Raw genomic sequence first — 24853 nt, forward strand, 5'->3', positions numbered from 1 at the left:
TCAGCGGACGATGCCACGCGTGGCCGTGTCGAGGAATGCGCGCAGCGCGCCGATGTCCGCCGCGGCGGCAGGATGTTGCGCCTCCTGTTCCAGCAGCGCGGCCTTGGCTTCTTCGAGCGTCAGGCCGGAGCGGTACAGCAGCTTGTAGGCGGCGCGGATGCCGTCGATCTGCTCGCGCGAGAAGCCGCGGCGCTTCAGGCCTTCGATGTTGATGCCGCGCTGGCCGGCCGGGTTGCCCGAAACCAGCACGAACGGCGGCACGTCCTGGGTCAGGCTGGTGTACATGCCGACGAAGGCATGGGCGCCGATCTTGCAGAACTGGTGCACGCCGGCATAGCCGGACAGGATGGCATGGTCGCCCACGTGCACGTGGCCGGCCAGCTGCGCATTGTTCGAGAAGATCGTGTGGCTGCCGACCTGGCAGTCGTGCGCCAGGTGGACGTAGGCCGAGATCCAGTTGTCGTCGCCCAGGCGGGTGACGCCCTCGTCCTGGGCGGTGCCCAGGTTCATGGTGACGAATTCGCGGATGGTGTTGCCGTCGCCGATCTCGAGACGGGTCGGCTCGCCCTTCCACTTCTTGTCCTGGGGCGCGGCGCCGATCGAGCAGAACTGGAAGAAGCGGTTGTCCTTGCCGACCGTGGTGTGGCCCTCGATGACCACGTGCGGGCCCACGGTCGTGCCGGCGCCGATGCGCACGTCGGGACCGATGATCGAATACGGGCCGACCTCGACCGAGCTGTCCAGCTCCGCCCTGGGGTCGACGATCGCGCTCGGGTGAATTTTGCTCATACCTTGCTCTTCTTACTGTCCCGCAGGCGTCGCGGCCGCGTCGTTGGCGCGGATCGTGCACATCAGTTCGCCCTCGACCGCGACCTTGCCGTCGACGCTGGCCACGGCCTTGTACTTCCAGATGCCGCGCGAGACGCGCAGGATCTCGACGTCCATCTTGAGCTGGTCGCCCGGCTCGACCGGGCGCTTGAAGCGCGCGTTGTCGATGCCGACGAAGTACACCACCGAATTCTCGTCCGGCTTGACGTTCATGGTCATGAACGACAGGATCGCGGCGGTCTGCGCCATCGCTTCGATCATCAGCACGCCCGGCATCACCGGCTTGTGCGGGAAGTGGCCGTTGAAGAATTCCTCGTTGACGGTGACGTTCTTGATGGCGGTGATGCGCTTGCCCAGTTCGACGTCGAGCACGCGGTCGACCAGCAGCAGCGGATAGCGGTGCGGCAGGTATTCCTTGATCGCGTTGATGTCGAGCGTCTTGGCGGTGTTGTGAACTTCAGTGGTCATTTTTTTGTTCTGTCAGTGTTTTGATTGTTTTTTCGAGCGTACGGATCTTCGCGCGCATCGAGGCCAGGTTGCGCACGATGGCGGCGCTGCGTTCCCACTCGGCGTTCTTGGCCAGCGGGTAGAAGCCGGTGTACTGCCCCGGTTCGAGCACCGAGCGCGACACCATGCTGCCCGACGAGATATGGACATTGTCGCCGATTTCCAGGTGGCCCAGCACCATGGCGGCGCCGCCGAAGGTGCAATGCTTGCCGATCTTCGCGCTGCCGGCCACGCCGACGCAGCCGGCCATGGCGGTGTGCGCGCCGATATGGCAGTTGTGGCCGATCTGGATCTGGTTGTCGAGCTTGACGCCGTCCTCGATCACGGTGTCGGCCAGCGCGCCGCGGTCGATCGTGGTGTTGGCGCCGATGTCGACGTCGTCGCCGATCACCACGGCCCCGGTCTGCGGAATCTTGATGTACTTGCCGCCTTCGACCGCGAAACCGAAGCCGTCGCCGCCGATCACGGCGCCCGACTGGATCACGCCGCGCGCGCCGATCGCGCAGCGGGCGTGGAAGCTCACGTTCGCGAACAGGTGGGTAGCTGCGCCGATGCGGGCGTCGCGGCCGATGAAGCAGCCGGCGTCGATCACGGCGTGGGCGCCGATCACTGCGCCCGCTTCCACGATCGCGCGCGGACCGATGTGCGCGCTCGGGTCGACGATCGCCTCGGACGAGACCACCGCGCTCGGATCGATGCCCGGCGCCGGCGCGATCTCGCTGAGCGAGACGAAGTACTGCGCCGCGCGGGCGAAGTAGGCGTAGGGATTGGTGGTGAGGATGCGCGCGCCTTCATAGGTGGCGCTGACGGTCGGGTCGTCCAGCGGCGACAGGATCAGCGCCGCGGCCTGGCTTTGCGCCGCCAGGGCGCGCAGCTTGCTGTTGCTGAGGAAGCTGATGTGCGTGGGGCCCGCGTTGTCGAGCGGCGCGATGGCCGAGACGGTGGTGTCCGGGTCGCCGACGAGCTGTCCGCCGAAGCGCTCGACCAGGTCTTGAAGTCGAATGCCCATGTTGGGGTGTCGGGTGTCAGTCAAAATGTGCTGCGTTCAAAGTTTTACGAATGAGCTGCTGCCAATGCGGCGATGCAAGCAAGCCTGGCCTGGTGCCGGCCCGGCCTTACTTGTCGAGCAACCTGAGGATTTTATCGGTGATGTCGATGCGCGGGCTCGACCAGGCAGCTTCGGCCAGCACGGCGTCCAGCTTTTCCTGCTCGGCGACCTGCTCGATGATCTTGTAGGCACGGGTGGCGATGGCGGCGCGTTCTTCGTTCTTGCGCTGCATGAGGTCTTCCTGGAACTCGCGCTGCATGCGCTGCACGTCTTTTTCCATGTTCAGCAGCTCGCGCGCGCGCCGGGTGCGCTCGACGTCGTTCAGGCCGGCCGCTTCGTTGTCGAACTTCTCCGACATCTGCTTGAGCCTGGTGACGGTTTCCTCGACGACCTTCTGGCGCTTCGAGAATTCGGACTGGATCCGGGCGTCGGCGGTCTTGGCCATCTTCGATTCGGTCATCAGGCGCTCGGTGGCGACGAAACCGATTCGGCCCGAGCCCATCTGGCTCTGGGCATGAACCTGGGCCAGCGGCGCCAGGCACAGCGCAGCCAGCAGCAGGGTCCGTGGCAAGGCCCGGGGCAAGGAGGCTATCAGCGTTTTCAACATCTCTCTCCGTAAATCGAGGGGCCGCCGGCGGCGGCGCCGTTCCGGACGGTCAGAAGCCGGTACCCATCTGGAACTGGAAACGTTCCAGCCTGTCGCCCGGCAAGGCGTTCAAAGGCTTAGCATAACTCAACTTGAGCGGACCCACCGGGGAAATCCACGACAGGCCGATACCGGCCGAGTAGCGCATGCGGTCGAGGCGGATCTTCTCGTTCTCCTGGTAGACCTGGCCGCCGTCGACGAAGGTGAACCAGCGCAGGCTGCGATCGGTGCCGCTGCCCGGGAACGGGAACTGCAGTTCCGCGTTGGCGATGATGCGCTTGGAGCCGCCCACCGCATCGTAGTAGTTCGGATCGACCACGCCCAGCGACGAGCTTTCGTAGCCGCGCACCGAACCGATGCCGCCGGCGTAGAAGTTCTTGAAGACCGGGTAGTTGCTGCTGCCGATGCCCTTGCCGTAGTCGAGCTCGCCGCGCAGCGCCAGCGTCATCCAGCGCGTCAGCGGGCGCCACCACTGGTGTTCGTACACCACGCGGTAGTACTTCGAATCGCCCAGCGCGTCGATCTCGAGGTTGGCGCGCTGGTAGCGGCCGCGGGTCGGCGTCACCGCGCTGTCGCGGGTGTCGCGGCCCCAGGCGGCGGTCAGCGGAATCGCATTGGTCTCGGCCTTGCCGATCCCGTTCGACGGGCCGCCGTTGTTCGCCACGAAGGTCTTGTACAACTGCGGCGAGGTGACGTCGGTCTCGATCTGGGTGCGTTCCAGGCCGGCGCCGAAGAACACGGTGTCGGATTCGGAGAACGGCACGCCGAAGGTCATGGTGCCGCCGGTCTGGCGCACCGTGTACAGGCCGAGGTTGACCGCCGGCGGGCGCATGGTGCGCAGGTAGAGCTGGAACGAGCGCGAGATGCCGTCGTCGGTAAAGTACGGATTGGTCTGCGAGAACGCGATCGTGCGGTTGTACTTGCTGGTGTTCAGCTCGAGGGCGACGGTGTTGCCGCTGCCGGCGAAGTTGGCCTGCGAGATCGACGCGGTGAAGGTGAACTTCTCGGACTGCGAGAAGGCGCCGCCGATCATGAAGTTACCGGTCGGCTTTTCTTCGACCACCATGTTGACGTCCACCTGGTCGGTCGTGCCGGGCGACTCCGGGGTCTCGATCTTGACGTCCTTGAAGTAGCCGAGGCGGTCGACGCGGTCGCGCGAGAGCTTGACGCGGTTGGCGTCGTACCACGAGCTTTCGAACTGGCGGAACTCGCGGCGGATCACTTCGTCGCGGGTCACGGTATTGCCCGAGATGTTCATGTGGCGCACGTAGGCGCGCTTGCCCGGATCGATGAAGAAGGTGAAGGCGGCTTCGCGCTTCTCGCGGTTGATCTCCGGATTGGCCGTGACGTTGGCGAAGGCGTAGCCGAAGGTGCCGAGGCGGTCGGCGATCAGCTTGTTGGTGAGCTCCTGCAGCTCGCCCGAATAGGTCTTGCCCGGCTTGAGCAGGATCAGCGAGCGCAGTTCTTCGTCGCGGCCGAACATCTCGCCTTCCAGCTTCACGCTCGAGACGGTGTACTGCTCGCCTTCGGTGATGTTGATGGTCAGGTAGATGTCGCGCTTGTCCGGCGTGATCGAGACCTGGGTCGATTCGACGTTGGCTTCGAGGTAGCCGTTGTTCAGGTACAGCGACTTGATCGCTTCCAGGTCGCCGGTGAGCTTCTGCTTGGAGTACTGGTCGGCCTTGGAGTACCAGGTGAACCAGCCCGACTTCGACAGCTGCAGGACTTCGCGCAGCTGCTTGTCGCTGAAGGCCTTGTTGCCGACGAAGGAGATCTGGCGGATCTTGGCGATATCGCCTTCGTCGACGTTGAACATGACCGTCACGCGGTTGCGCTCGATCGGGGTGACGGTGGTGGTGATCTTCACGCCATACAGGCCGTGCGACAGGTACTGGCGCTTGAGCTCCTGCTCGGCGCGGTCCACGGCCGCCTTGTCGAAGATCTTGGTCTCGCCGACGCCGATTTCGCGCAGCGCCTTGACCAGCATGTCTTTTTCGAATTCCTTGGTGCCGGTGAAATCGACCGAGGAAATCGCCGGGCGCTCCTCGACCAGCACCACCAGCACGCCGTTTTCCTCTTCCAGGCGGATGTCCTTGAAGAAGCCGGTGGCGAACAGCGCCTTGATGGCGGTGGTGGCCTTGGCGTCGTCGAAGGTCTCGCCCACACGCACCGGGAGGTAGCTGAACACGGTGCCCGCTTCCGTACGCTGGATGCCTTCGACCCGGATGTCCTTGACCACGAACGGGTTGGCGGCGATGGCATTGCTGGCGCAGAGCGCCAGCACGGCTGCGCCAATCATGCTGCGACGGATGAACGGCAGGGCAAAACGATCAGGTTGTGAATTCATTGGCTGGATTTCTGGGTCTGTCATTGAACAACATACATATTCTGAGCACCTAGCGCCCATTCCTTTGCCGGTGCGCGGCCCGCTGTGTGGCAACCGCTATAGCAACCGCACCAGGTCATTGAAGACGGCGAGCGCCATCAGCATGAACAGCAGGCCGACCCCGAAGCGTTGCGCAAGCTCTCCAACGCGTGCAGGCAGGGGGCGCCCGGTCAAAACTTCCAGCGAATAATACAGTAAATGCCCACCATCCAGAACCGGAATTGGTAACAAATTCATTACGCCTAAGCTAATACTAATAAATGCAATGAACTGCAGATAAGTGGCCAGGCCGATGCGCGCGGTCTGTCCGGCATAGTCGGCAATCGTGATCGGACCGGTCACGTTCTTCCACGACGCTTCTCCCGTGAACATCTTGCCGATCATCTTGAGCGTCATGGTGCTGGTTTCCCAGGTGCGTTCCGCGCCCCTGGCCAGCGCATCGATCGGGCCGGAACGCACGGTGATCATCTCGACCGGTTGCGACAGCAGCACCCTGGCGACGCCGCGGCCGCTGGCGGGATCCTGGTCCGGCGTGACCGCGAGCGGCAGCACGCGCCCGGCGCGCTCGACCTCGAGCCGCACCGTGCGCCCGCTGGCGGCGCGCATGATCTCGGTGAAGGCCATGCCATCCTCGACCGGGTTGCCGTCCGCGCGCAGGATCAGGTCGCCCGGCCGCAGGCCGCCGCGCTCCCCTGCCCCGCCCGGCAGCACCTTCTCGATCCGGGCGCGGGCGCGCCACAGGTCCAGCCCGAGGCCACCGGTGACGTCGCCTTCGACATCGAGTTGCGCGATGGCCTGCGCCGGAATGCTCGCCTCGTAGCTGCCGCCACCCTGGGCGCGCAGCCGCAGCCGCGCTTCGCTCTTGTCGACGGTGGCATGCACGATCTGCCAGCGCAGTTCGGACCAGGACTGGACCGGGTTGCCGTTGACCGCCACCACGGTATCGCCGCCGCGCACCCCTGCCAGCTGCGCCGCAGAACCCTGCGGCACCGCGCGCAGCCGCGCCGACGGCTCCTCGACGCCATGCATGAACAGCGCGGCCATCAGGCCGATGGCGACCAGGAAGTTGGCGATCGGGCCGGCCGCCACGATGGCGATCCGGCGCCACACGTTCTGGCGCGTGAATTCGCGATGAAACTCGGACTCGTCCTTGGGTGCGGTTTCCGGGTCGCGGCTGTCCAGCATCTTGACGTAGCCGCCCAGCGGCAAGGCCGACACCGCCCATTCGGTCTGGTCCGGGCCGAAGCGGCGCGACCACACCACGCGCCCCATGCCGACCGAGAAGCGCAGCACCTTCACGCCGCACAGGCGCGCCACCAGGTAGTGGCCGAGCTCGTGCAGGACGATCAGCGGTCCGAGGGCCAGCGCGAAGGCCAGCACGGTGTAGATCAGGCTCATGTCAGCCCCGCAGGCGCGCGATCAGGGCGAGCGCCGCCGCGCGTGCGCGCGCGTCCTGCGCCATGACCTCGTCGATCGAGGTCGCCGGGCCGTGCGGCACGGCGTCCATGACCTGGGCGATGACGCGATCGATGTCGCGAAAGCCGATCTCGCAATCGAGGAAGGACTGCACCGCCACCTCGTTGGCGGCATTGAGCAGGGCCGGCGCGGTGCCGCCCGCGCGCAGCGCGTCGAAGGCGAGCTTCAGGCAGGGGAAACGCGCGAAGTCCGGCTTGTAGAACTGCAGCGCGGCCATGTCGGTCAGGTCGAGCTGGGGCACGCCCGAGGCGATCCGCTCCGGGTACGCGAGCGCATGCGCGATCGGGGTGCGCATGTCGGGGTTGCCCAACTGGGCCAGCACCGAGCCGTCGGCGTACGATACCATCGAATGGATCACGCTCTGCGGATGGATCACCACCTCGATCAGGCTTGCTTCGGCGCCAAACAGCCAGTGCGCCTCGATCACTTCCAGGCCCTTGTTCATCATGGTGGCCGAGTCGACCGAGATCTTGCGGCCCATGACCCAGTTCGGGTGCTTGCAGGCTTCCAGCGGGGTCACGTCGCCGAGGGTCTCGACGGCGCGATTCAGGAATGGGCCGCCGGATGCGGTCAGGAGGATCCTGGCCACGCCGGCCGCGCCCGGGTCGCGCGCGTAGCCACCCGGGAGCGACTGGAAGATCGCATTGTGTTCGCTGTCGATCGGCAGCAGCGTCGCGCGGTGCTCGCGCACCGCGTCCATGAACAGCTGGCCGGACATGACCAGCGCCTCCTTGTTGGCCAGCAGGACCTTCTTGCCGGCGCGCGCCGCGGCCAGCGCCGGGGCCAGGCCGGCCGCGCCGACGATGGCGGCCATCACGGTGTCGACCTCAGGACCGGAGGCGATCTCGCACAGGGCCTGCTCGCCATGGTCGACCTGGATGTCCAGGCCCGCCAGGAGCCCGGCCAGGCGCGCGGCGGCCTCGGGAGTGCCGACCACCGCGCGCGCCGGCTTGAAGCGGCGGCAGGCGTCGGCCAGCTCCTCGACGCGGCCGTGCGCGCTCAGGGCGTGGACACGGTAGCGCTCCGGATGGCGGGCGAGTACGTCAAGGGTCGAGGCGCCGATCGAGCCGGTGGCGCCCAGGATGGTAATGCGCTGCATTGTGTGTTTCCTTTGCTAGCCTTCAGAGCCAGGCGCCGATCAGGGCTGCCAGTGGCAGGACCGGGACGAGTGCGTCCACGCGGTCCAGCACCCCACCGTGGCCAGGCAGCAAGTTGCTGCTGTCCTTCATGCCGGCGCGGCGCTTGAGCTGGGATTCGAACAGGTCGCCGACCACGCTGGCCGCGACGATGAGGATGAGCACCGCGTACAGTACCGCCCAGCCGAGGCTGGCCTGCACGCGCGCGGCGAAGGTGCCCGCCATGGCGTCGCCACCGAACACGATGGAGAGCGTGGCCAGCACCAGCACGGCGATGCCGCCGCCGATCGCGCCTTCCCAGGACTTGCCGGGCGAGATCGAGGGCGCCAGCTTGCGCTTGCCGAAAGCCTTGCCCGAGAAATAGGCGAAGATGTCGGCGGCCCAGACGATGGCCATCACCGACAGCAGGTACAGCGGAGACAGGCGGTACATCTCGACGATGGCCGCGAAACAGCCGACCACGGCGATGGCGTAGACCAGGCTCAGGAAGGTGTTGGCGCTGCTGTTCAGCGGCGGCAGGCCGAGCTTGAGCGAGGGCGCGAAGCGCAGCGCCCACACCAGCACGCTGATGGCGAACCAGAACACCGGATTCGGGCTCGGCGAAACGAAGAAGGCGTACACGAAGGCCGCGGTCCAGAAGGCCGCGATCAGCGGCGCCCGGGCGGTTCCCGGGTTGAACAGGCGGAAGCACTCCCAGATCGCCGCCCCGAAGAAAGCGGAGGCGACCACCGCGAACGCCGTGTAGTTGTTGAAGTACAGGACCGGCAGCAGGACTGCCAGCAGCACGAGCGCGGTAAGGATCCGGGTTTTCAGCATTGATCTATCTCAGGGTCTTGTGGCGACGTCTTCTGCTACGTTGATCAGGCCTTGGACGATGTGTCCGGCTTCTTGGCGACCTGGTCGCCGGTCTGGCCGAAGCGGCGCTCGCGCTGCTGGAAGGAAGCGATTGCCTCGTCCAGCGACGCCTTCGAGAAATCGGGCCAGAAGGTCTTGGTGAAGTACAGCTCGGAGTATGCCAGCTGCCACAACAGGAAGTTCGAAATGCGCTCTTCGCCGCCGGTACGGATGAACAGGTCGGGCTCGGGCGCGTAGGCCATGGCCAGGTGCGGCGCCAGCATCTCTTCGGTGTAGTCGACGACGCCCGGGTTGGCCGCCACCATCTTGCTGGTGGCCTGCATGATGTCCCAGCGGCCGCCATAGTTGGCGCAGACGCTGACCGTCAGGCGGCTGTTGTTGGCGGTGCGGCGCTCGGCCGCCGTGATCATGTCCTGCAGCTTGGCATCGAAGCGGCTCAGGTCGCCCACGACTTTCAGGCGGATGTTATTGGCATGCATTTTCGCCACTTCGCGCTCGAGCGCGGTGACGAACAGGCGCATCAGCAGCGAGACTTCCTCGGCCGGACGACGCCAGTTTTCGGACGAAAAGGCGAACAGCGTCAGGTATTCGACGCCGCGCAGGGCGCAGGCCTCGACGACGCCGCGCACCGCCTCGACGCCCTTGACGTGGCCGGCCACGCGCGGCAGAAGGCGCTTAGTGGCCCAGCGGCCATTGCCATCCATAATGATGGCGATGTGGCGCGGCACGGCAAGCGCTTCGGGAATGGCAGTGGTCGAACTTTTGAACATCTTGGTTTCCAGCAGGGCCACTGCCGCATCGTCATGCCGATACGCCAACAGCCGGTCTTGAAGGGAGTCGGACCGGCCGCGGCTTGGCAAGCCGGGACCGGTCCGCCTGGGCGCGGGCTCCACAGCCCGCAGCACCAGCCTTGGAGCGCTATGCGCGCTTACACGGTCATGATGTCTTTTTCTTTCTCGACCAGCAGCTTGTCGATCTCGGCAACGAACTTGTCGGTCAGCTTCTGGATCTCGTCGCTGGAACGGCGCTCGTCGTCTTCCGAGGCGGTCTTGTCCTTGACCATCTTTTTCACCGCTTCGTTGGCGTCGCGACGGATGTTACGCACGGCAATCTTGGCGTCTTCACCTTCCGACTTGGTCAGCTTGACCATTTCCTTGCGGCGCTCTTCGGTCAGCGCCGGGGTCGGCACGCGGATGGTGTCGCCCTGCGAGGACGGGTTCAGGCCCAGGTCGGAGTCGCGGATCGCCTTTTCGATGGTGCCCGCCATTTTCTTCTCGAACGGCGCCACGCCGATGGTGCGCGCGTCGATCAGGGTCAGGTTGGCCACCTGCGACAGCGGGACCGGCGAACCGTAGTATTCGACCATCACGGAATCGAGGATGCCGGCGTGGGCGCGGCCGGTACGGACCTTGGCCAGGTTGGCCCGCAGGGTCTCGATCGACTTGGTCATGCGATCCTGGGCGTTCTTCTTGACGTCAGCTAGGGACATGCTGCACTCCTATTCTTGTAGATGTTGATGCGAGATTCCCGATACGGGAATCTCGGGATTCCTAAACGAGATTCAAACGTGTACCAGTGTACCTTCGTCTTCGCCCATGATCACGGCTTTCATGGCGCCGGGCTTGACGATGGAGAAGACCTTGATCGGCAGCTTCTGGTCACGGCACAGTGCGAACGCGGTAGCGTCCATCACTTGCAGGTTCTTGGCGATCGCCTCGTCGAAGGTGATCGAATTGTAGCGGGTGGCGTGCGGGTCCTTCTTCGGATCGGCGGTGTACACGCCGTCGACCTTGGTGGCCTTCAGGACGATCTCGGCCGAGATCTCGGCGCCGCGCAGCGCGGCGGCGGTGTCGGTGGTGAAGAAAGGATTGCCGGTACCGGCGGCGAACACCACGACCTTGCCCTCTTCCAGGTACTGCAGGGCCTTCGGGCGCACGTAAGGCTCGACCACCTGCTCGATGCTGATGGCCGACATCACGCGCGCGGTGATGCCCACGTGGCGCATCGAATCGGCCAGTGCCAGGGCGTTCATGACGGTGGCGAGCATGCCCATGTAGTCCGCGGTGGCGCGGTCCATGCCCTGGGCGCCAGGGGCCACGCCGCGGAAGATGTTGCCGCCGCCGATCACGACCGCCACCTGCACCCCCAGCTTGGCCACTTCCGCCACGTCGGCGACCATGCGGTCGATGGTGGCGCGATTGATGCCGAACTGGTCGTCACCCATCAGCGCTTCGCCAGACAGTTTGAGGAGGACTCGTTGGTAGGCTGGTTTTGTCATGATGAAGCGGCTCCTAAGTTGTGTTTCGAATTCGGGTCCGACCGCGCAATTGTCGCGATCTCATCTGCAACGACAGATGGCGGGTGGCGCGGCGCGCGCGGCACCACCCTGCAAAAACGGGCCTTACGGCCCGCTTTGTCGATTACTGCTTGTTGGCAGCCATCTGGGCTGCGACTTCTGCTGCGAAGTCGTCCACCTTCTTCTCGATGCCTTCGCCGACGACGTACATCGTGAATGCCTTCACGCTGGCGTTCGAGGCCTTCAGCATCTGCTCGATCGACTGCTTGTCGTTCTTCACGAATGCCTGGTTCAGCAGCGAGACTTCCTTCAGGTACTTCTGCACCGAGCCGTCGATACGCTTGGCGACGATGTCGGCCGACTGCGGCTGCTTGCCTTCGGCGACGGCCTTGTCGGCGTCTTCCTGGGCTTTCAGCTGGGCAACCGAACGCTCTTTTTCGATCAGTTCAGCAGGCACTTGCTCTGCCGACAGCGAGACCGGCTTCATTGCAGCGATGTGCATGGCCACGTCCTTGCCGACTTGCTCGTCGCCTTCGAACTCGACCATCACGCCGATGCGGGCACCGTGCAGGTAGGAAGCCAGCTTGGCGGTGGTTTCGAAGCGCTGGAAGCGGCGCACGGTCATATTCTCGCCGATTTTGCCGATCAGTGCCGTACGCACGTCGTCGAAGGTCTTGCCTTCGTGCGACAGTGCGGCCAGGGCGGCGACGTCGGCCGGGTTCTGCTCGGCGACCAGCTTGGCTGCCAGGTTGGCCATGGCCAGGAAGTCGTCGTTCTTGGCGACGAAGTCGGTTTCGCTGTTGATTTCCACCAGCGCGCCGATGTTGCCGGAGATGTAAGCGGCGACCACGCCTTCGGCGGTGATGCGCGATGCGGCCTTCGATGCCTTGCCGCCCAGCTTGACGCGCAGGATCTCTTCGGCACGACCCATGTCGCCTTCGGCTTCGGTCAGTGCTTTCTTGCATTCCATCATCGGCGCGTCGGTCTTCGCGCGCAGTTCACCCACCATCGCTGCGGTAATTGCTGCCATGTCGTTTCTCCTAAATGTTTGATCCAGAGAGCGCCCTGTCGCCAGGGACAGGGCACGATATCTTCTTGCTAAATCTTGTGCTTAAAAAAAGGGGGGCTCGTGGTACGGCGCCCCCTCTTCTATTCGGGCAGGCTGGCGCCTGCCGCGAAATTATGCCTGCTCGGAGACTTCGACGAAGTCGTCGCCGCCGGCCTTGACCATCTCGACCACTTCGTTGGTGGCGTTGGCGCGGCCTTCCAGGATCGCATCGGCGACGCCGCGTGCGTACAGGGTGATCGCCTTCGACGAGTCGTCGTTACCCGGGATCACGTGGGTGACGCCTTCCGGCGAGTGGTTGGTATCGACCACGCCGATGACCGGGATGCCCAGCTTGCCGGCTTCGGTGATGGCGCCCTTGTGGTAGCCGACGTCGACGACGAAGATCGCGTCAGGCACGCCGCCCAGCTCCTTGATGCCGCCGATCGACTTCTGCAGCTTTTCCATTTCGCGCGAGAACATCAGCGCTTCTTTCTTCGACAGCTTCTCGACCGAACCGTCTTCCACTTGCGCTTCCATGTCCTTCAGGCGCTTGATCGAGGTCTTGATGGTCTTGAAGTTGGTCAGCATGCCGCCCAGCCAGCGCTGGTCGACGTAAGGCACGCCTGCGCGCTGCGCTTCGGCGGCGATGATGTCGCGCGCCTGGCGCTTGGTGCCGACCATCAGGATGGTGCCGCGGTTGGCCGAGATCTGCTTGATGGTCTTCATCGCATCCTGGTACATCGCCATGGTCTTTTCCAGGTTGATGATGTGGATCTTGTTGCGATGACCGAAGATGAACGGCGCCATTTTCGGGTTCCAGAAACGGGTCTGGTGGCCAAAGTGGATACCGGCTTCCAGCATTTCACGCATAGTAACGGACATGTAATTCTCCAGGGTTGGGTCTTGAACGTAGCCAGTCACCTCCCAGTTACCTGTAGGCACCCTTGTAAGGCCACGTTCGCGATTTCATTAAAAGATGATTTTTACAACATTGCTCGATGCGAATACGAGCAACCCGAGATTCTAGCGGGATTTGGCTTTGTTTTCAAGGGCTGCACAGGCTTGGCGTTGGATTCGCGCTCCGCTCGCGGACCGGATGATCCGGGCGCCACCTATCGCCGCGTGGGCGGAAGCACCCGCCCACCCTACGAAAACCCTTATAATGTCGCAATATCGCCCGCCACGCGGGCCAACTCATTCGCAGGATAAGAACATGACTTCCACCCCCAAGACCCTTGAAGAAATCGAAGGCATGCGCGTCGCCTGCCGGCTCGGTTCGGAAGTGCTCGACTACATCACGCCCTTCGTCAAGCCAGGCGTCACCACCGGCGAGCTCGACCGGCTGGCCAAGGACTACATGATCAATGTGCAGGGCACGGTGCCGGCAACGCTGAACTACGCGCCGCCGGGCTACCCGCCCTTCCCCGGCTCGATCTGCGCCTCGGTCAACGACGTGATCTGCCACGGGATCCCGGGCGATCGCGTGCTCAAGAGCGGCGACGCGCTGAACATCGACATCACCCCGATCACCAAGGAAGGCTTCCACGGCGACAACAGCCGCATGTTCCTGGTCGGCGAGCCCTCGATCCTGGCGCGCCGCCTGTCCGAGGTCACGTTTGAATGCATGTGGCTGGGCATCGCCAAGGTCAAGCCGGGCAACCGCCTGGGCGATATCGGCCATGCGATCCAGCAGCACGCCGAGAAGCACGGCTACAGCGTGGTGCGCGAGTTCTGCGGCCACGGCGTGGGGCGCGTGTTCCACGAAGAGCCGCAGGTGCTGCACTACGGTCGCCCGGGTACCGGCGAAGAGCTCAAGCCCGGCATGATCTTCACCATCGAGCCGATGATCAACGCCGGCCGCCGCGACATCCGCGAGATGCCGGACGGCTGGACCATCAAGACCAAGGACCGCAGCCTGTCGGCGCAGTGGGAGCACACCGTGCTGGTCACCGAGACCGGCGTCGAAGTGCTGACCATGTCGGCCGGCAGCCCGCCGCCGCCGGCCATCGTGCTGCCCCTGCTGGACCAGGGCGCGGCCGTTCCGGCCTGAGCGGCCAGCGGCAGGACGGCGCCATGGGCCAGCCCGCACTCCTCGACAGCGCGCGCGACGAACTGCGCCAGCGCCTCAAGGCGCGGCTGAAGGCCGAGCGCCAGGCCCTGATCGACGCCTTCGACGCGGACGGCAAGCCCGAAAAGCTGCTGCGCGGCCTGCGCACCTGCGTCGACGGCATCCTGGGCGAGGCCTGGGACGCGGCCGGCCTGCCCGCCCATACCGCGCTGGTGGGCGTCGGCGGCTACGGCCGCGGCGAACTGTTCCCCTACTCCGACGTCGACCTGCTGGTCCTGCTCGGCCAGCCGGCCGATGCCCTCACCCAGGCCAAGCTGGAGGGGCTGGTGCAGCTGTTCTGGGACCTGGGCCTGGAGATCGGCCACAGCATCCGCACCGTCGACGAGTGCCTGCTGGAGTCGAAAGCCGACATCACCGTCCAGACCAGCCTGCTCGAAGCGCGGCTGGTCACGGGCGACCAGCAGCTCTTCGACGAGTTGCGCCGGCGCTATCGCGAGGCCCTCGATCCGCAGGCCTTCTTCCAGGCCAAGACCGCCGAGATGCGCGTGCGCCACGCCAAGTACGAATACACGGCCTTCGCGCTCGAACCCAATGTCAAGGAAAGCCCGGGCGCGCTGCGCGACCTGCAGGTGATCATGTGGGTGGCCAAGGCGGCCGGCCTGGCCGAATCCTGGAGCCAGCTGGCGCGCGCCAAGCTGATCACGCGCGCCGAGGCGCGCCAGCTCATGGAAAAGGAATACGCCTTCAAGGACATCCGCGTGCGCCTGCACCTGCAGACGAAGCGCCGCGAAGACCGGCTGGTGTTCGACGTCCAGACCCCGATCGCCCGGACCTTCGGCCTGGAGAACGCCAAGGGCCGCCGCGCCAGCGAACTCCTGATGCAGCGCTACTACTGGGCGGCCAAGGTGGTCACCCAGATGAACACCATCATGCTGCAGAACATCGAGGCCCAGCTGTTCCCGCGGCGCGCCACGCCGGTGCCGATCGGCGGCGACTTCGGCCGCCATTTCAACGAAGTGGGCGGCTTCATCGACATCGCGGCGAACGATACCTTCGAGCGTTTCCCGTCCACGGTGCTGGCGATCTTCGTGGCCATGACCGAGCGCCCCGACATCAAGGGCATGACCGCGCGCACCATGCGCGCCCTGTGGCACGCGCGCAATCTCATCGACGACGCCTTCCGCGCCGACCCGGCCAACAAGGCGCTGTTCCTGCGCGTCCTGAAAGCGCCGGTCGGCCTGCTGCACGCGCTGCGCCGCATGAACGACATGGGCGTGCTGGGCCGCTACCTGCCGGCCTTCCGCAACATCACCGGCCAGATGCAGCATGACCTGTTCCACGTCTACACGGTGGACCAGCACATCATGATGGTGGTGCGCAACCTGCGCCGCTTCACGATGCCGGAGCACGCCCACGAATACCCGTTCTGCAGCCAGCTGATCGCCGACTTCCACGACCGCTGGCTGCTGTACGTGGCCGCCCTGTTCCACGACATCGCCAAGGGCCGCGGCGGCGACCATTCCGTACTCGGCATGCAGGATGCGGCCGATTTTTGCCGCAGCCATGGCCTGCGCGACGAAGACACCGAGCTGGTGGTGTTCCTGGTCCAGCAGCATCTGACCATGTCGACGGTGGCCCAGAAGCAGGACCTGTCCGACCCGGACGTGATCGCGCATTTCGCCGCGCTGGTCAAGGACGAGCGCCACCTGACCGCGCTCTACCTGCTGACCGTGGCCGACATCCGCGGCACCAGCCCGAAGGTGTGGAATGCCTGGAAGGCCAAACTGCTGGAAGACCTGTACCGGGTGACCCTGCGCGTGCTGGGCGGCGAGCCGCACAGCGCCGACCGCGAACTGCGCGCGCGCCAGAAGGAAGCCCTGGCCACGCTGCGCCTGTACGGCCTGTCGGCCACCGCCCACGAGGCGCTGTGGCAGCAGCTCGACGTCGCGTACTTCCTGCGCCATGACGCCTCCGACATCGCCTGGCAGACCCGCGCCCTGCACGACAAGGTGAACAGCGACAAGCCGGTGGTCAAGGCGCGCCTGGCGCCGATCGGCGAAGGCCTGCAGGTGGCGGTCTACGTGAAGGACCAGCCGGACCTGTTCGCACGCATCTGCGGCTACTTCGAACGCAAGAATTTCAGCATCCTGGACGCCAAGATCCACACCACGCGCCACGGCTACGCGCTCGACTCCTTCCTCGCCACCGAAGAGAATTTCGTCGGCAGCTACCGCGACATCATCAACCTGATCGAGCACGAGCTGTGCCGCCTGCTGGCCTCGCCCGAGCCCCTGCCGGCGCCGACCCGCGGGCGCCTGTCGCGCCTGTCGCGCACCTTCCCGGTCAAGCCCACCGTGGATTTGCGTCCGGACGAGCGCGGCCAGTTCCACGTGCTGTCGGTGGCCGCCAACGACCGTCCAGGCCTGCTGTACGCGATCGCCAACGTGCTGACCCGCTACCGCATCAACCTGCACACCGCCAAGATCATGACCCTGGGCGAGCGCGTCGAGGACGTATTCCTGATCGATGGCCCGGCCCTGAACAATCCGCGCACCCAGGTGCAGCTCGAGACCGAGCTGCTGGATGCGCTCAAGATCTGATCCACAAGACTTAACCTTTTACCCTGTTTCCCGATGACCGAACCTGTCCGCCTCTCCAAACGTATGTCCGAACTCGGCCTGTCCTCGCGCCGCGAAGCCGATGACTGGATCGCCAAGGGCTGGGTGCGGGTGGACGGCAAGGTGGTCTCGGAGCTGGGCAGCAAGGTGCTGCCGCACCAGCGCATCACCGTCGAGCGCCAGGCCGCGGCCGAGCAGTCCAAGCGCGTCACGGTCCTGATCAACAAGCCGGTCGGCTACGTCAGCGGCCAGGCCGAGGACGGCTACAAGCCGGCCGTCACCCTGGTCAAGCCGGAAAACCGCTGGCCGGACGACCCTTCGCCCGAGCAGTTCCACCCGACCCAGCTGCGCAGCCTGGTGCCGGCCGGGCGCCTTGACATCGACTCGGTGGGCCTGCTGGTGCTGACCCAGGACGGCCGCATCGCCAAGCAGCTGATCGGCGAGAACACGGCGATCGAGAAGGAATACCTGGTGCGGGTGCAGTACAGCAAGCCGGGCACCCTGCCGGACAGCGAGCTGAAAAAGCTCAACCACGGCCTGTGGATGGACGGCAAACCCTTGCTGCCGGCCAAGGTGCGCTGGCAGAACGAGGACCAGCTCAGCTTCACCCTGAAGGAAGGCCGCAAGCGCCAGATCCGCCGCATGTGCGACATGGTGGGCCTGAAGGTGATCGGCCTGAAGCGCGTACGCATCGGCCGGGTGAAACTGGGCGACCTGCCGCCGGGGCAGTGGCGTTACCTGCGGCCGGACGAGCAGTTCTAACTGGATCGAATATTCTTGCAAGACGTTTAAAGCATCACCCTTCATTGCACGTCAATCAATTAATATGAAAAATAATTCCTCCAATAATATTGATCAATGGATAAGTGATTTAAAATCCCAGATTGACGGACTGTGGACATTATTATCCCAAAATACTCCAAAAAATATCCAAGGCAGGCTTCGTAGCGTCGAACATTATTTAGAAATTGTACAGACCGAACATAGCAAACCCGATACAATAGAATCAGATTTACTTCGCCACATACTTACGGTAATTGATCGGGCTCATAAACTGTATGAACTAGCCCAACTTACATCGAATAACACTCAGATACAAGTAGCAACTCAAGACCTATACGAAGTCGCGAACGACATCACGGAGTGGCTAGATACTAGCAGACCAAAAAATAACGAACCCGTACTCAGCACAATTTCCACGGAAACGCAAAAATTGTCCGCTGGCCTCGACATAATGCGCAGTCAGTTTCTGGGAATTCAGAAGGATGCAAACAAGACGCGCCAACTGGTCGAAGAGACAAAGCGACAGGCAAGTGAGACAAGCGCATTGATATCCTCGTATGAGGATCAGTTAAACGCCTCATTAACTGAAGCATCGCAATCCACTCGACAAATCGTTGAAGAGTTGCTTGAAAAACAAAAAGATGTCGACAATCTTGTTGGATTGGTCAGCGGCAAAGCAATTGCAGGAAGCTACTCTAAATCAGCAGAACAAGAACGAACAATGGCTAATAGCATGCGGAATGCATCAGTTGGGCTTATGCTGCTAATCGTCGGTATTATCGCCTATTCGCTTTTTGAAATGGCAAAACCAGATTTCAAATGGCAAACCTCCATACTTCGATTTTTCTTTTCGCTGGCGCTTTCTGTCCCCGCAGCGTACTTGGCACGCGAGTCAGCGAAACATCGCGAACAGCACTATTCACATTTGAGAATCTCACTAGATCTGCAAGCGATTACGCCTTATTTGGCCTCACTACCACCAGATGAGCAAAATAAACTAAAGATCGACGTTGCAAACAAGATATTCGGTGCCGCCCACGTAAACTCGCAAACGACGGATTCTTATCCCCTAAACCTCAATGAACTAGTCTTAGCCTTAATCTCAAAGTTACCCTCGACAAAACCAGAGGCTCAGAAATAGTTTACTTATCGCTAGAATTCATGAGCGCCTCGACTGCACTCGCTCCAAATTTACCTTCTAATTTTGCGAAATAATCTGTGTCAATAACTCTAGCGTGATTGAGGTATCCGACTAACGTTCTTTCATTCTTCTTGGCATCGGCACCTAAGATATCGATCAGTTTTAGCTGATTGCTCCAGTAGAAATAAAGAAGTGACTCGATTTTATTTTTCAAATCACGCCCCAAAGTCACTCGACCATTTGGAAGAATTTGGAGACCTAGTAAAGCTATGCGGCACCCTCGGTGCATCAGTTTGATTTTATCCGCATTAATTGTGAAACGTCCCGCGTACAAATCATTCAAGAAGCCGAAAACAATGCTGGGCATAGCCACCACTTCCTCTTTTACATCACCCGATATAACAATATCATCGCTATATCGCGTATAAACGAGCTGGCGAGCCGAGCAATAGTCCTGCAAGATATTGTCAAAATCAATCAAGCACGCATTACTCAAAGGCGGGGAAGTTGCAAACCCCGGCGGCAGATAGCCATTCACAGTCACCAACTCAGCAACATTCGTCAAATACAGGTCTAAGTCGGAGATTTCATCAATAGCGCTATTTCTTATACAAGCCGCAACAAGATCCCTATCAACCGATGGAAAGAAATTTAGTAGATCTATTTTAATTATGTTCTTCTTTTCCGCATGCGGCCGCACTGCATCAAGCACGCTATAGCCTTTACGGTATGAAAATACTACCCCTTCATTGACATGCAACTTCTCAATTATAGTGGACAGTAAAAATAGGTGATAAGCCCGAAGCACGCTAGTAGCCTCAATAACTTCGCGACCTCTTCCAACATGCTTGATTGAATTCTGAAGGGTATTACACCTCAAGAACTGCTGAAAACTATGTGACCCGCGGAATTTATTATCAAACAAGCTTTCGAGCGAGTGTGCCATACCGAAAAGACAAAAGTTAGAGACAAACTAAGGAATTAGCGTAGCCAAGACTGCGTCAGCGCAGTCCAAAACTGTCTAAACACGGAGGAACAGTGAAGGGAAAACAATTACAAATCGCGCACCCTCACCTGAGGATGCGCGATCGCAACTTAACGAAACGCCGTAGAGGTCAGCTATTTGACTGGAGCTGCTCCTAGTCGCTGACATAGCGCTAATTTATCATAAACGGATGAGTTGTCAAGGGGAGCGCCATAAAAGCGATCGTGAGAAGTTAAACATTTGCACGCAGTAATTCACAGTTTTCTGCTGAAAATCGGTCGGCATTTCGTTTCGCGCCATAGCGACGGATTTCGTTAGGCTTGCCGCGTGACCCAAGCTGGCGACACAGCCGACCGCCTGGGGGCGAAAATGGCGCTCCCGCCTCCCGGAGCCACAACGAGCATGGAACCGGTCTACACCATCGGCCACTCGAACCGGCCGATCGAAGAATTCCTGGCATTGCTGCGCGAGCACGGCATCGAACGCGTGCTCGACATCCGCACGGTCGCCAAGTCGCGCCACAACCCGCAGTTCGGGCAGGACCAGCTGCCCGGCTCGCTCGCCGGTGCCGGCATCGGCTACGAGTACATCCGCGAACTGGGCGGCCTGCGTAAGGCGCGCAACTATCCGCCCAACAGCGCCCCGAACGGCGCCTGGCGCAACGCCTCGTTCCGCGGCTATGCCGACCATATGCAGAGCAGCGAATTCAACGAGCAGATCGACCTGCTGGTGCGCCTGGCGGGCAGCGTGCGCTTCGCCCTGATGTGCGCTGAAGCGGTGCCCTGGCGCTGCCACCGTTCGCTGGTGGCCGATGCGCTGGCGGTACGCGGGGTGCCGGTCGAGCACATCATAAACCGGGGCAAGACCAGGCCGCATACGCTCACGCCGTTTGCCCGGGTCGACGGCACCCAGATCCTCTATCCGCCGGAATCGGCGTCGGCCTGATCAGCCATTGCCCGCGATACCGAAACACGCATCGCGTTGCCAGAAAATTTCATCAGTGACTTCCAGCGTATGTACCTATGCTGGCCGGGCAGTATCCAATAACACGATACCGGAGACGACACGATGAACAAACTGCTGGCACTTTGCTGCCTGGCGCTGGGGCTTGCCTCCAGCCTTGGCCCTGTTCCTGACGCTCGCGCCATCGAACTGGCGGGCCTGAAGAACGCGCACGACCCGGGCACCATCACGAAAGACGGCGACACCTACTTCAACTTCACGACCGGGACCGGGATCTGGTATTCCACCTCGAAGGACCTGCTCACCTGGACCGGCGGGCCGGCCCCGGTGTTCAGCACCTACCCTGCCTGGATCAAGAACAAGATCCCGAACTTCGCCGGCGCGTTCTGGGCGCCGGACGTGATCCAGATGAACGGGCAATACTACCTGTACTACTCGGTGTCGAGCTTCGGCACCTCGTCCTCGGCCATCGGCGTGGCGCGTTCGCCCTCGCTGAAGAACCCGGCCTGGACCGACCTCGGCATCGTGGTCGAATCATTCGGCGGCGCCGGCGAAATCAATGCGATCGACCCGGCGCTGTTTCGCGACCATGACGGCAAGGTGTACATGTCCTGGGGTTCGTTCTTCGGCGGGATCGGCCTGGCCGAGATCAACCAGTCCAGCGGCAAGCTGGCGAGCAGCGTGAGCACGATTCTCGGCGGCGGCCACCGCGACATCGAGGCGCCCTACATCACCCGCAACGGCAACGACTACTACCTGTTCGTCAACCGCGGCAGCTGCTGCAAGGGCAGCGACAGCACGTACTATGTGGAAGTACAGCGGGCCACGAATATCCGCGGCCCCTATTCCGGCACCCGCACCGTGCTGCCGGTCAGCGACGGCAAGTACCGCGGCCCGGGCCATATCGGCCTACTCAAGCAGGACGGCTGCCATTTCGTCTCGACCCACTACTACGACCTGCAGGACAATGGCAACGCCAAGCTCGACATCCTGCGCATGAGCTACAGCGGCGGCTGGCCGGTCCTGACGCGCAATTTCACCAACTTCGCCGGCTGCGGCGGCATCAGCGACGGCGTCTACAGCTTGCGCGCGCGCCACAGCGGCAAGGCGCTGACGGTGGCGAATGCGTCCACGGCGGACGGCGCCCTGGTCCAGCAATTCACTGATACCAACGCCCGCCACCAGCAGTGGCATGTGATCGGCCAGGGCGACGGCTACTACAGCATCATCAACGCCCACAGCCTGCGCAGCCTGGACAACTATGGCAACTCGACCAGCGCGGGCACGGATATCGCGCAGTGGGGCTACTGGGCGGGCGGCGGCCAGCGCTGGCGCTTCGCCAGCCCGGCTGCCGGCTATGTCACGGTGGCGAACCAGCTGAGCGGCATGGTGCTGGACGTGAACGCCCGCAGCACGGCCGACGGCGCCCAGGTGATCCAGTGGCCCGCGAGCGGCGCCGCCAACCAGCAGTGGTCGCTGATCCGCAGGTAGGCCGAGGGGCCTGGAACGCCTGACAAAACCTCATACTTGCTGTGAGAGCAGCAAGTTCGTACACTGAACGATTCAGACCGTCCGCTTTCGGCGCCAAAAGCGGTCGTTCTCGTGTGCCTCGTACACCAAATTCAGCTCATCATCAACGACTATGGACCGAAGATTTGACAAAGGCGACTTGCTGGGAAAGCTGAAAATAATGAGTCAGCCCAAAGCACACGGGCTCACCCAGGAGGCGTTAGACCAGACGCTTATCGACTTCTGTGCTGGGTGCCCGGACCCGGTTCGCGCTCGCTGGCTCGTTGTGGAATGTCTGGAGCCTATGTCAGACGAGGAACTCGTTGACCGGGCTCTGAACACCCCGTTACGACCAATCTCAGATGTACCAATGTCCGTAGTCCCCGCCAATCATCCTGTGCGTGTTTCGGCTAGTTGACCGTCCGCCCTGGGTCCAGCCTGTGTAAAAACGCAGGACCGTGTACACGAACCCGGCTGGGTTAACGTTGAGGGAGTATCTCATCACCGGGGTGCCAAATGAAGCGCTTTATCGAAGGCGAAGACCGTGGGCAAGGCACGCTACTGCCAGAGCACCTGGATGATGTCAACGGCGATTGAAAACTGATACAGATTTCGTCGTGCCAGCGATTTAAAACTGATACACCGCCGTTGCCGAACACCGTCCGCGTTCAGCCAACTTCTGCAACATCGCTCCCCCTCATCATCCCGGCCTGGCGCTGGTGCTTCAGCCGGTAGCTTTCCCCTGCAATCGGCACGATGTGCGCGTGGTGCAGCAGCCGGTCGAGCAGGGCCGCGGTCAGCGTCGTGTCCTGCGCGAAGGTCGTGTCCCACTGCCCGAACGGCAGGTTGCTGGTCACGATCAGGCTGCTACGCTCATACAGGGCCGCGATCACCTGGAAGAACAGGTTGGCCTGTTCCCGGTTCATCGGTAAATAGCCGATCTCGTCGATGATCAAGAGCCGATACGCCTTGATCGCGCGGTGCATCACCGCTTTCAGATTGTTCTGCGTATGCGCCGTCGACAACGCCAACATCAAGTCGGCCGCCGTCGTGAAGCGCGTCTTGATGCCTGCCTGCGTGGCCTTGTAGCCCAGTGCCATTGCCAGGTGCGTCTTGCCTACGCCGCTGGGCCCGACCAGCACCACGTTTTCATGCCGTTCAACGAAGCCCAGGCCGGCCAGTTCCTCGACCTGGCTGCGCTTGACGCCTTTGGCGAAGTCATAGTTGAACTCGTCCAGCGTCTTCACTGCCGGGAACCCGGCCAGCCTGGTCATCATGCTCTGCTTGCGTACGTTGCGTCCGGCGGCTTCTTCCCTCAAGAGCCCCTCCAGGAAGTCGCTGTAGGCCATCTCCTGCTTCGCCGCCTTCTGGGTTGCGGCGCCATAGCCCTGTGCCACGAACGGCAGGTTCAGGCTCTCGCACAACGCCGCGATACGCTCATGCTGCAGGTTCATGCCGCCACCCCTTCAGTAACCCGCACCAGCAGCGCGTCGTACACCTGTAGCGGATGCTGTACTGGAGACGGTTGCGCGATCCGCTCCACCACCGCCGCCGGCCGCGGCGCCGCAGGTGCTGCAGTACTCGTTTGCGGCCTGGCTGCCGCGATGTCCGCCCGCCACGGTGCCGGTAGCGCTTGCAGGTGCTCCACCTCCCGCTTCAATGCTTCGGCTGGCGGCTCTCCGGTTGTTCCGTGGATGCGCGCATTGGCCACGTCGCGCAACCAGTGGGCCACTTCCACGTTGGCCGTCACGACGTCGAGCTTCTGGCCGCTCTGCGCGAGCCGGCTCGCCAGCGGCACGTAGAACGAACGACGCAGGTAGCCGTTGAATCGTTCGACCTTGCCCTTGGTCTTGGCCCGGTACGGCTGGCACAGCTTGATCACGAAACCGCTATGCCTGGCGTAGTCCAGGAAGCCGGCGTGGAAGCGGTGCTCGCCTTCGCCGTACGCATCGCGTTCCAGCACCACCGTCTTCATGTTGTCGTACAGGACCCGCCGCGTCACGCCACCGAACGCCGCAAAGGCGCGCTCGTGGCAAGCGATCAGGGTCTCCACCTTCATGTTGCTGACGAACTCCACGTAGCTCGCCCGGCTAAAGCCGAGCGTCGCGCAGAACGCGTGCAAGGGTGCGCTGCCTTTACGGAATTCGACCCAGTCCACCTGCAGCTGCTCGCCCATCGCCGTCTCGAAACGCACCACCGGGTCGGCTGGAGGCGCCGGGCGCAAGGTGCGCAGAAAGGCCCTCAACTGGCTCATGCCGCCCTCGTAGCCGCGAGCGGCGATCTCGCGGTACAGCACGGTGGCCGGAATCACGTCGGGCTGAGCGGCTTGCTGCCGATCTCTCAGGTACTGCTCGAATTGCGCCAGCTTCGTCTGGCGTTTGACCTTGCGTTCGTACTTCGGCACGGCCTCCAGGGCCAGATGCCGGCGTACCGTGTTCACTGCGCAGCCTACCTCGGCGGCGATCTGCCGAAGGCTTAACCCATGCCTCTTCAGGAGTTGAATTTCCACGTACACCTCTTTGGGTTTCAAGGCCGCTCCGCAAAGCGGCCATCTTCTCAA

Annotated in this window: 22 protein-coding genes; 6 read left to right on the top strand and 16 right to left on the bottom strand. The window is 62.7% G+C overall.

The genetic code is table 11. From position 1 onward, the window contains the following. From lpxA to rpsB, 13 genes are all read right to left on the bottom strand, one after another. Nucleotides 1-789: an acyl-ACP--UDP-N-acetylglucosamine O-acyltransferase gene (gene lpxA / locus IM543_14635; protein QOY92835.1), complete on the bottom strand. Its 789-nt coding sequence runs from the start codon at nt 787-789 to the stop codon at nt 1-3. 12 nt (nt 790-801) lie between these two features. Beyond that, a complete protein-coding gene (fabZ, locus tag IM543_14640; protein ID QOY92836.1) occupies nt 802-1296 on the bottom strand; it encodes a 3-hydroxyacyl-ACP dehydratase FabZ in 495 nt (164 codons plus the stop codon). Beyond that, a complete protein-coding gene (lpxD, locus tag IM543_14645; protein QOY92837.1) occupies nt 1286-2344 on the bottom strand; it encodes a UDP-3-O-(3-hydroxymyristoyl)glucosamine N-acyltransferase in 1059 nt (352 codons plus the stop codon). Before lpxD ends, fabZ begins: the two co-directional genes overlap by 11 nt. Nucleotides 2345-2450: 106 nt before the next feature. After that, a complete protein-coding gene (locus tag IM543_14650) occupies nt 2451-2990 on the bottom strand; it encodes an OmpH family outer membrane protein (protein QOY92838.1) in 540 nt (179 codons plus the stop codon). A 49-nt stretch (nt 2991-3039) separates the two neighbouring features. Further along, complete coding sequence (bamA, locus tag IM543_14655) at nt 3040-5376, bottom strand: outer membrane protein assembly factor BamA (protein ID QOY92839.1); 2337 nt, start codon at nt 5374-5376, stop codon at nt 3040-3042. A 96-nt stretch (nt 5377-5472) separates the two neighbouring features. Beyond that, nucleotides 5473-6813 (bottom strand): RIP metalloprotease RseP, encoded by a 1341-nt coding sequence (gene rseP / locus IM543_14660; protein ID QOY92840.1) that lies wholly within the window; start codon nt 6811-6813, stop codon nt 5473-5475. Between the two features lies 1 nt (nt 6814). After that, nucleotides 6815-7990 (bottom strand): 1-deoxy-D-xylulose-5-phosphate reductoisomerase, encoded by a 1176-nt coding sequence (locus tag IM543_14665; GenBank protein QOY92841.1) that lies wholly within the window; start codon nt 7988-7990, stop codon nt 6815-6817. A gap of 22 nt (nt 7991-8012) precedes the next feature. Then, nucleotides 8013-8843 (bottom strand): phosphatidate cytidylyltransferase, encoded by an 831-nt coding sequence (locus tag IM543_14670; protein ID QOY92842.1) that lies wholly within the window; start codon nt 8841-8843, stop codon nt 8013-8015. 44 nt (nt 8844-8887) lie between these two features. Beyond that, entirely contained in the window at nt 8888-9652 is a 765-nt protein-coding gene (gene uppS / locus IM543_14675; GenBank protein QOY92843.1) for a di-trans,poly-cis-decaprenylcistransferase, read from the bottom strand. Between the two features lie 158 nt (nt 9653-9810). After that, nucleotides 9811-10371 (bottom strand): ribosome recycling factor, encoded by a 561-nt coding sequence (gene frr, locus IM543_14680; GenBank protein ID QOY92844.1) that lies wholly within the window; start codon nt 10369-10371, stop codon nt 9811-9813. A gap of 72 nt (nt 10372-10443) precedes the next feature. Then, nucleotides 10444-11160: a UMP kinase gene (locus IM543_14685; GenBank protein ID QOY92845.1), complete on the bottom strand. Its 717-nt coding sequence runs from the start codon at nt 11158-11160 to the stop codon at nt 10444-10446. A 142-nt stretch (nt 11161-11302) separates the two neighbouring features. Then, nucleotides 11303-12208, bottom strand: coding sequence for an elongation factor Ts (locus IM543_14690; GenBank protein ID QOY92846.1), 906 nt, complete (start codon nt 12206-12208; stop codon nt 11303-11305). Between the two features lie 150 nt (nt 12209-12358). Then, nucleotides 12359-13108, bottom strand: coding sequence for a 30S ribosomal protein S2 (gene rpsB, locus IM543_14695; protein ID QOY92847.1), 750 nt, complete (start codon nt 13106-13108; stop codon nt 12359-12361). A gap of 331 nt (nt 13109-13439) precedes the next feature. Here rpsB and map point away from each other — a divergent pair, with 331 nt between their 5' ends. The 4 genes from map (at nt 13440) to IM543_14715 (ending at nt 18836) form a co-directional block, all read left to right on the top strand. After that, nucleotides 13440-14276: a type I methionyl aminopeptidase gene (gene map, locus IM543_14700; protein ID QOY92848.1), complete on the top strand. Its 837-nt coding sequence runs from the start codon at nt 13440-13442 to the stop codon at nt 14274-14276. A gap of 23 nt (nt 14277-14299) precedes the next feature. Next, on the top strand, nt 14300-16894 hold the full coding sequence (locus tag IM543_14705; protein QOY92849.1) for a [protein-PII] uridylyltransferase: 2595 nt from the start codon (nt 14300-14302) through the stop codon (nt 16892-16894). A gap of 33 nt (nt 16895-16927) precedes the next feature. Then, nucleotides 16928-17674 carry an rRNA pseudouridine synthase gene (locus IM543_14710; GenBank protein QOY92850.1) on the top strand — a complete coding sequence of 249 codons (747 nt, stop codon included), beginning with the start codon at nt 16928-16930 and terminating at the stop codon, nt 17672-17674. 64 nt (nt 17675-17738) lie between these two features. Next, complete coding sequence (locus tag IM543_14715) at nt 17739-18836, top strand: hypothetical protein (protein ID QOY92851.1); 1098 nt, start codon at nt 17739-17741, stop codon at nt 18834-18836. A 1-nt stretch (nt 18837) separates the two neighbouring features. On the opposite strand, the gene IM543_14720 is transcribed toward IM543_14715, so the two are convergent. Next, nucleotides 18838-19548: an RNA-directed DNA polymerase gene (locus tag IM543_14720; GenBank protein ID QOY92852.1), complete on the bottom strand. Its 711-nt coding sequence runs from the start codon at nt 19546-19548 to the stop codon at nt 18838-18840. 675 nt (nt 19549-20223) lie between these two features. Between IM543_14720 and IM543_14725 the strand changes: the two genes are divergently transcribed. Both IM543_14725 and IM543_14730 read left to right on the top strand, forming a co-directional pair. Further along, nucleotides 20224-20766 (top strand): DUF488 domain-containing protein, encoded by a 543-nt coding sequence (locus IM543_14725; GenBank protein ID QOY92853.1) that lies wholly within the window; start codon nt 20224-20226, stop codon nt 20764-20766. A 123-nt stretch (nt 20767-20889) separates the two neighbouring features. Next, the gene (locus tag IM543_14730; protein QOY92854.1) at nt 20890-22275 is read left to right on the top strand and encodes a family 43 glycosylhydrolase; all 1386 of its coding nucleotides are present in this window, start codon (nt 20890-20892) and stop codon (nt 22273-22275) included. A 686-nt stretch (nt 22276-22961) separates the two neighbouring features. On the opposite strand, the gene IM543_14735 is transcribed toward IM543_14730, so the two are convergent. Together IM543_14735 and IM543_14740 are read right to left on the bottom strand one after the other, a co-directional pair. Beyond that, on the bottom strand, nt 22962-23747 hold the full coding sequence (locus tag IM543_14735) for an AAA family ATPase (GenBank protein QOY92855.1): 786 nt from the start codon (nt 23745-23747) through the stop codon (nt 22962-22964). Beyond that, entirely contained in the window at nt 23744-24823 is a 1080-nt protein-coding gene (locus IM543_14740) for an IS21 family transposase (protein QOY92856.1), read from the bottom strand. Before IM543_14740 ends, IM543_14735 begins: the two co-directional genes overlap by 4 nt. Between the last annotated feature and the right edge of the window lie 30 nt (nt 24824-24853).

The organism is Massilia sp. UMI-21 (assembly GCA_015277795.1).
Classification (GTDB): Bacteria; Pseudomonadota; Gammaproteobacteria; order Burkholderiales; family Burkholderiaceae_D; genus Telluria.

Excerpts from the sequence above, each read along its gene's own strand:
- map (QOY92848.1), top strand. The coding sequence starts at position 13,440 with ATGACTTCCACCCCCAAGACCCTTGAAGAAATCGAAGGCATGCGCGTC.
- IM543_14710 (QOY92850.1), top strand. The coding sequence starts at position 16,928 with ATGACCGAACCTGTCCGCCTCTCCAAACGTATGTCCGAACTCGGCCTG.
- IM543_14685 (QOY92845.1), bottom strand. The coding sequence starts at position 11,160 with ATGACAAAACCAGCCTACCAACGAGTCCTCCTCAAACTGTCTGGCGAA.
- bamA (QOY92839.1), bottom strand. The coding sequence starts at position 5,376 with ATGAATTCACAACCTGATCGTTTTGCCCTGCCGTTCATCCGTCGCAGC.
- IM543_14650 (QOY92838.1), bottom strand. The coding sequence starts at position 2,990 with ATGTTGAAAACGCTGATAGCCTCCTTGCCCCGGGCCTTGCCACGGACC.
- uppS (QOY92843.1), bottom strand. The coding sequence starts at position 9,652 with ATGTTCAAAAGTTCGACCACTGCCATTCCCGAAGCGCTTGCCGTGCCG.
- IM543_14725 (QOY92853.1), top strand. The coding sequence starts at position 20,224 with ATGGAACCGGTCTACACCATCGGCCACTCGAACCGGCCGATCGAAGAA.
- lpxA (QOY92835.1), bottom strand. The coding sequence starts at position 789 with ATGAGCAAAATTCACCCGAGCGCGATCGTCGACCCCAGGGCGGAGCTG.
- IM543_14690 (QOY92846.1), bottom strand. The coding sequence starts at position 12,208 with ATGGCAGCAATTACCGCAGCGATGGTGGGTGAACTGCGCGCGAAGACC.
- IM543_14670 (QOY92842.1), bottom strand. The coding sequence starts at position 8,843 with ATGCTGAAAACCCGGATCCTTACCGCGCTCGTGCTGCTGGCAGTCCTG.
- frr (QOY92844.1), bottom strand. The coding sequence starts at position 10,371 with ATGTCCCTAGCTGACGTCAAGAAGAACGCCCAGGATCGCATGACCAAG.
- lpxD (QOY92837.1), bottom strand. The coding sequence starts at position 2,344 with ATGGGCATTCGACTTCAAGACCTGGTCGAGCGCTTCGGCGGACAGCTC.
- IM543_14715 (QOY92851.1), top strand. The coding sequence starts at position 17,739 with ATGAAAAATAATTCCTCCAATAATATTGATCAATGGATAAGTGATTTA.
- rseP (QOY92840.1), bottom strand. The coding sequence starts at position 6,813 with ATGAGCCTGATCTACACCGTGCTGGCCTTCGCGCTGGCCCTCGGACCG.
- rpsB (QOY92847.1), bottom strand. The coding sequence starts at position 13,108 with ATGTCCGTTACTATGCGTGAAATGCTGGAAGCCGGTATCCACTTTGGC.
- IM543_14735 (QOY92855.1), bottom strand. The coding sequence starts at position 23,747 with ATGAACCTGCAGCATGAGCGTATCGCGGCGTTGTGCGAGAGCCTGAAC.
- IM543_14705 (QOY92849.1), top strand. The coding sequence starts at position 14,300 with ATGGGCCAGCCCGCACTCCTCGACAGCGCGCGCGACGAACTGCGCCAG.
- IM543_14665 (QOY92841.1), bottom strand. The coding sequence starts at position 7,990 with ATGCAGCGCATTACCATCCTGGGCGCCACCGGCTCGATCGGCGCCTCG.
- IM543_14730 (QOY92854.1), top strand. The coding sequence starts at position 20,890 with ATGAACAAACTGCTGGCACTTTGCTGCCTGGCGCTGGGGCTTGCCTCC.
- fabZ (QOY92836.1), bottom strand. The coding sequence starts at position 1,296 with ATGACCACTGAAGTTCACAACACCGCCAAGACGCTCGACATCAACGCG.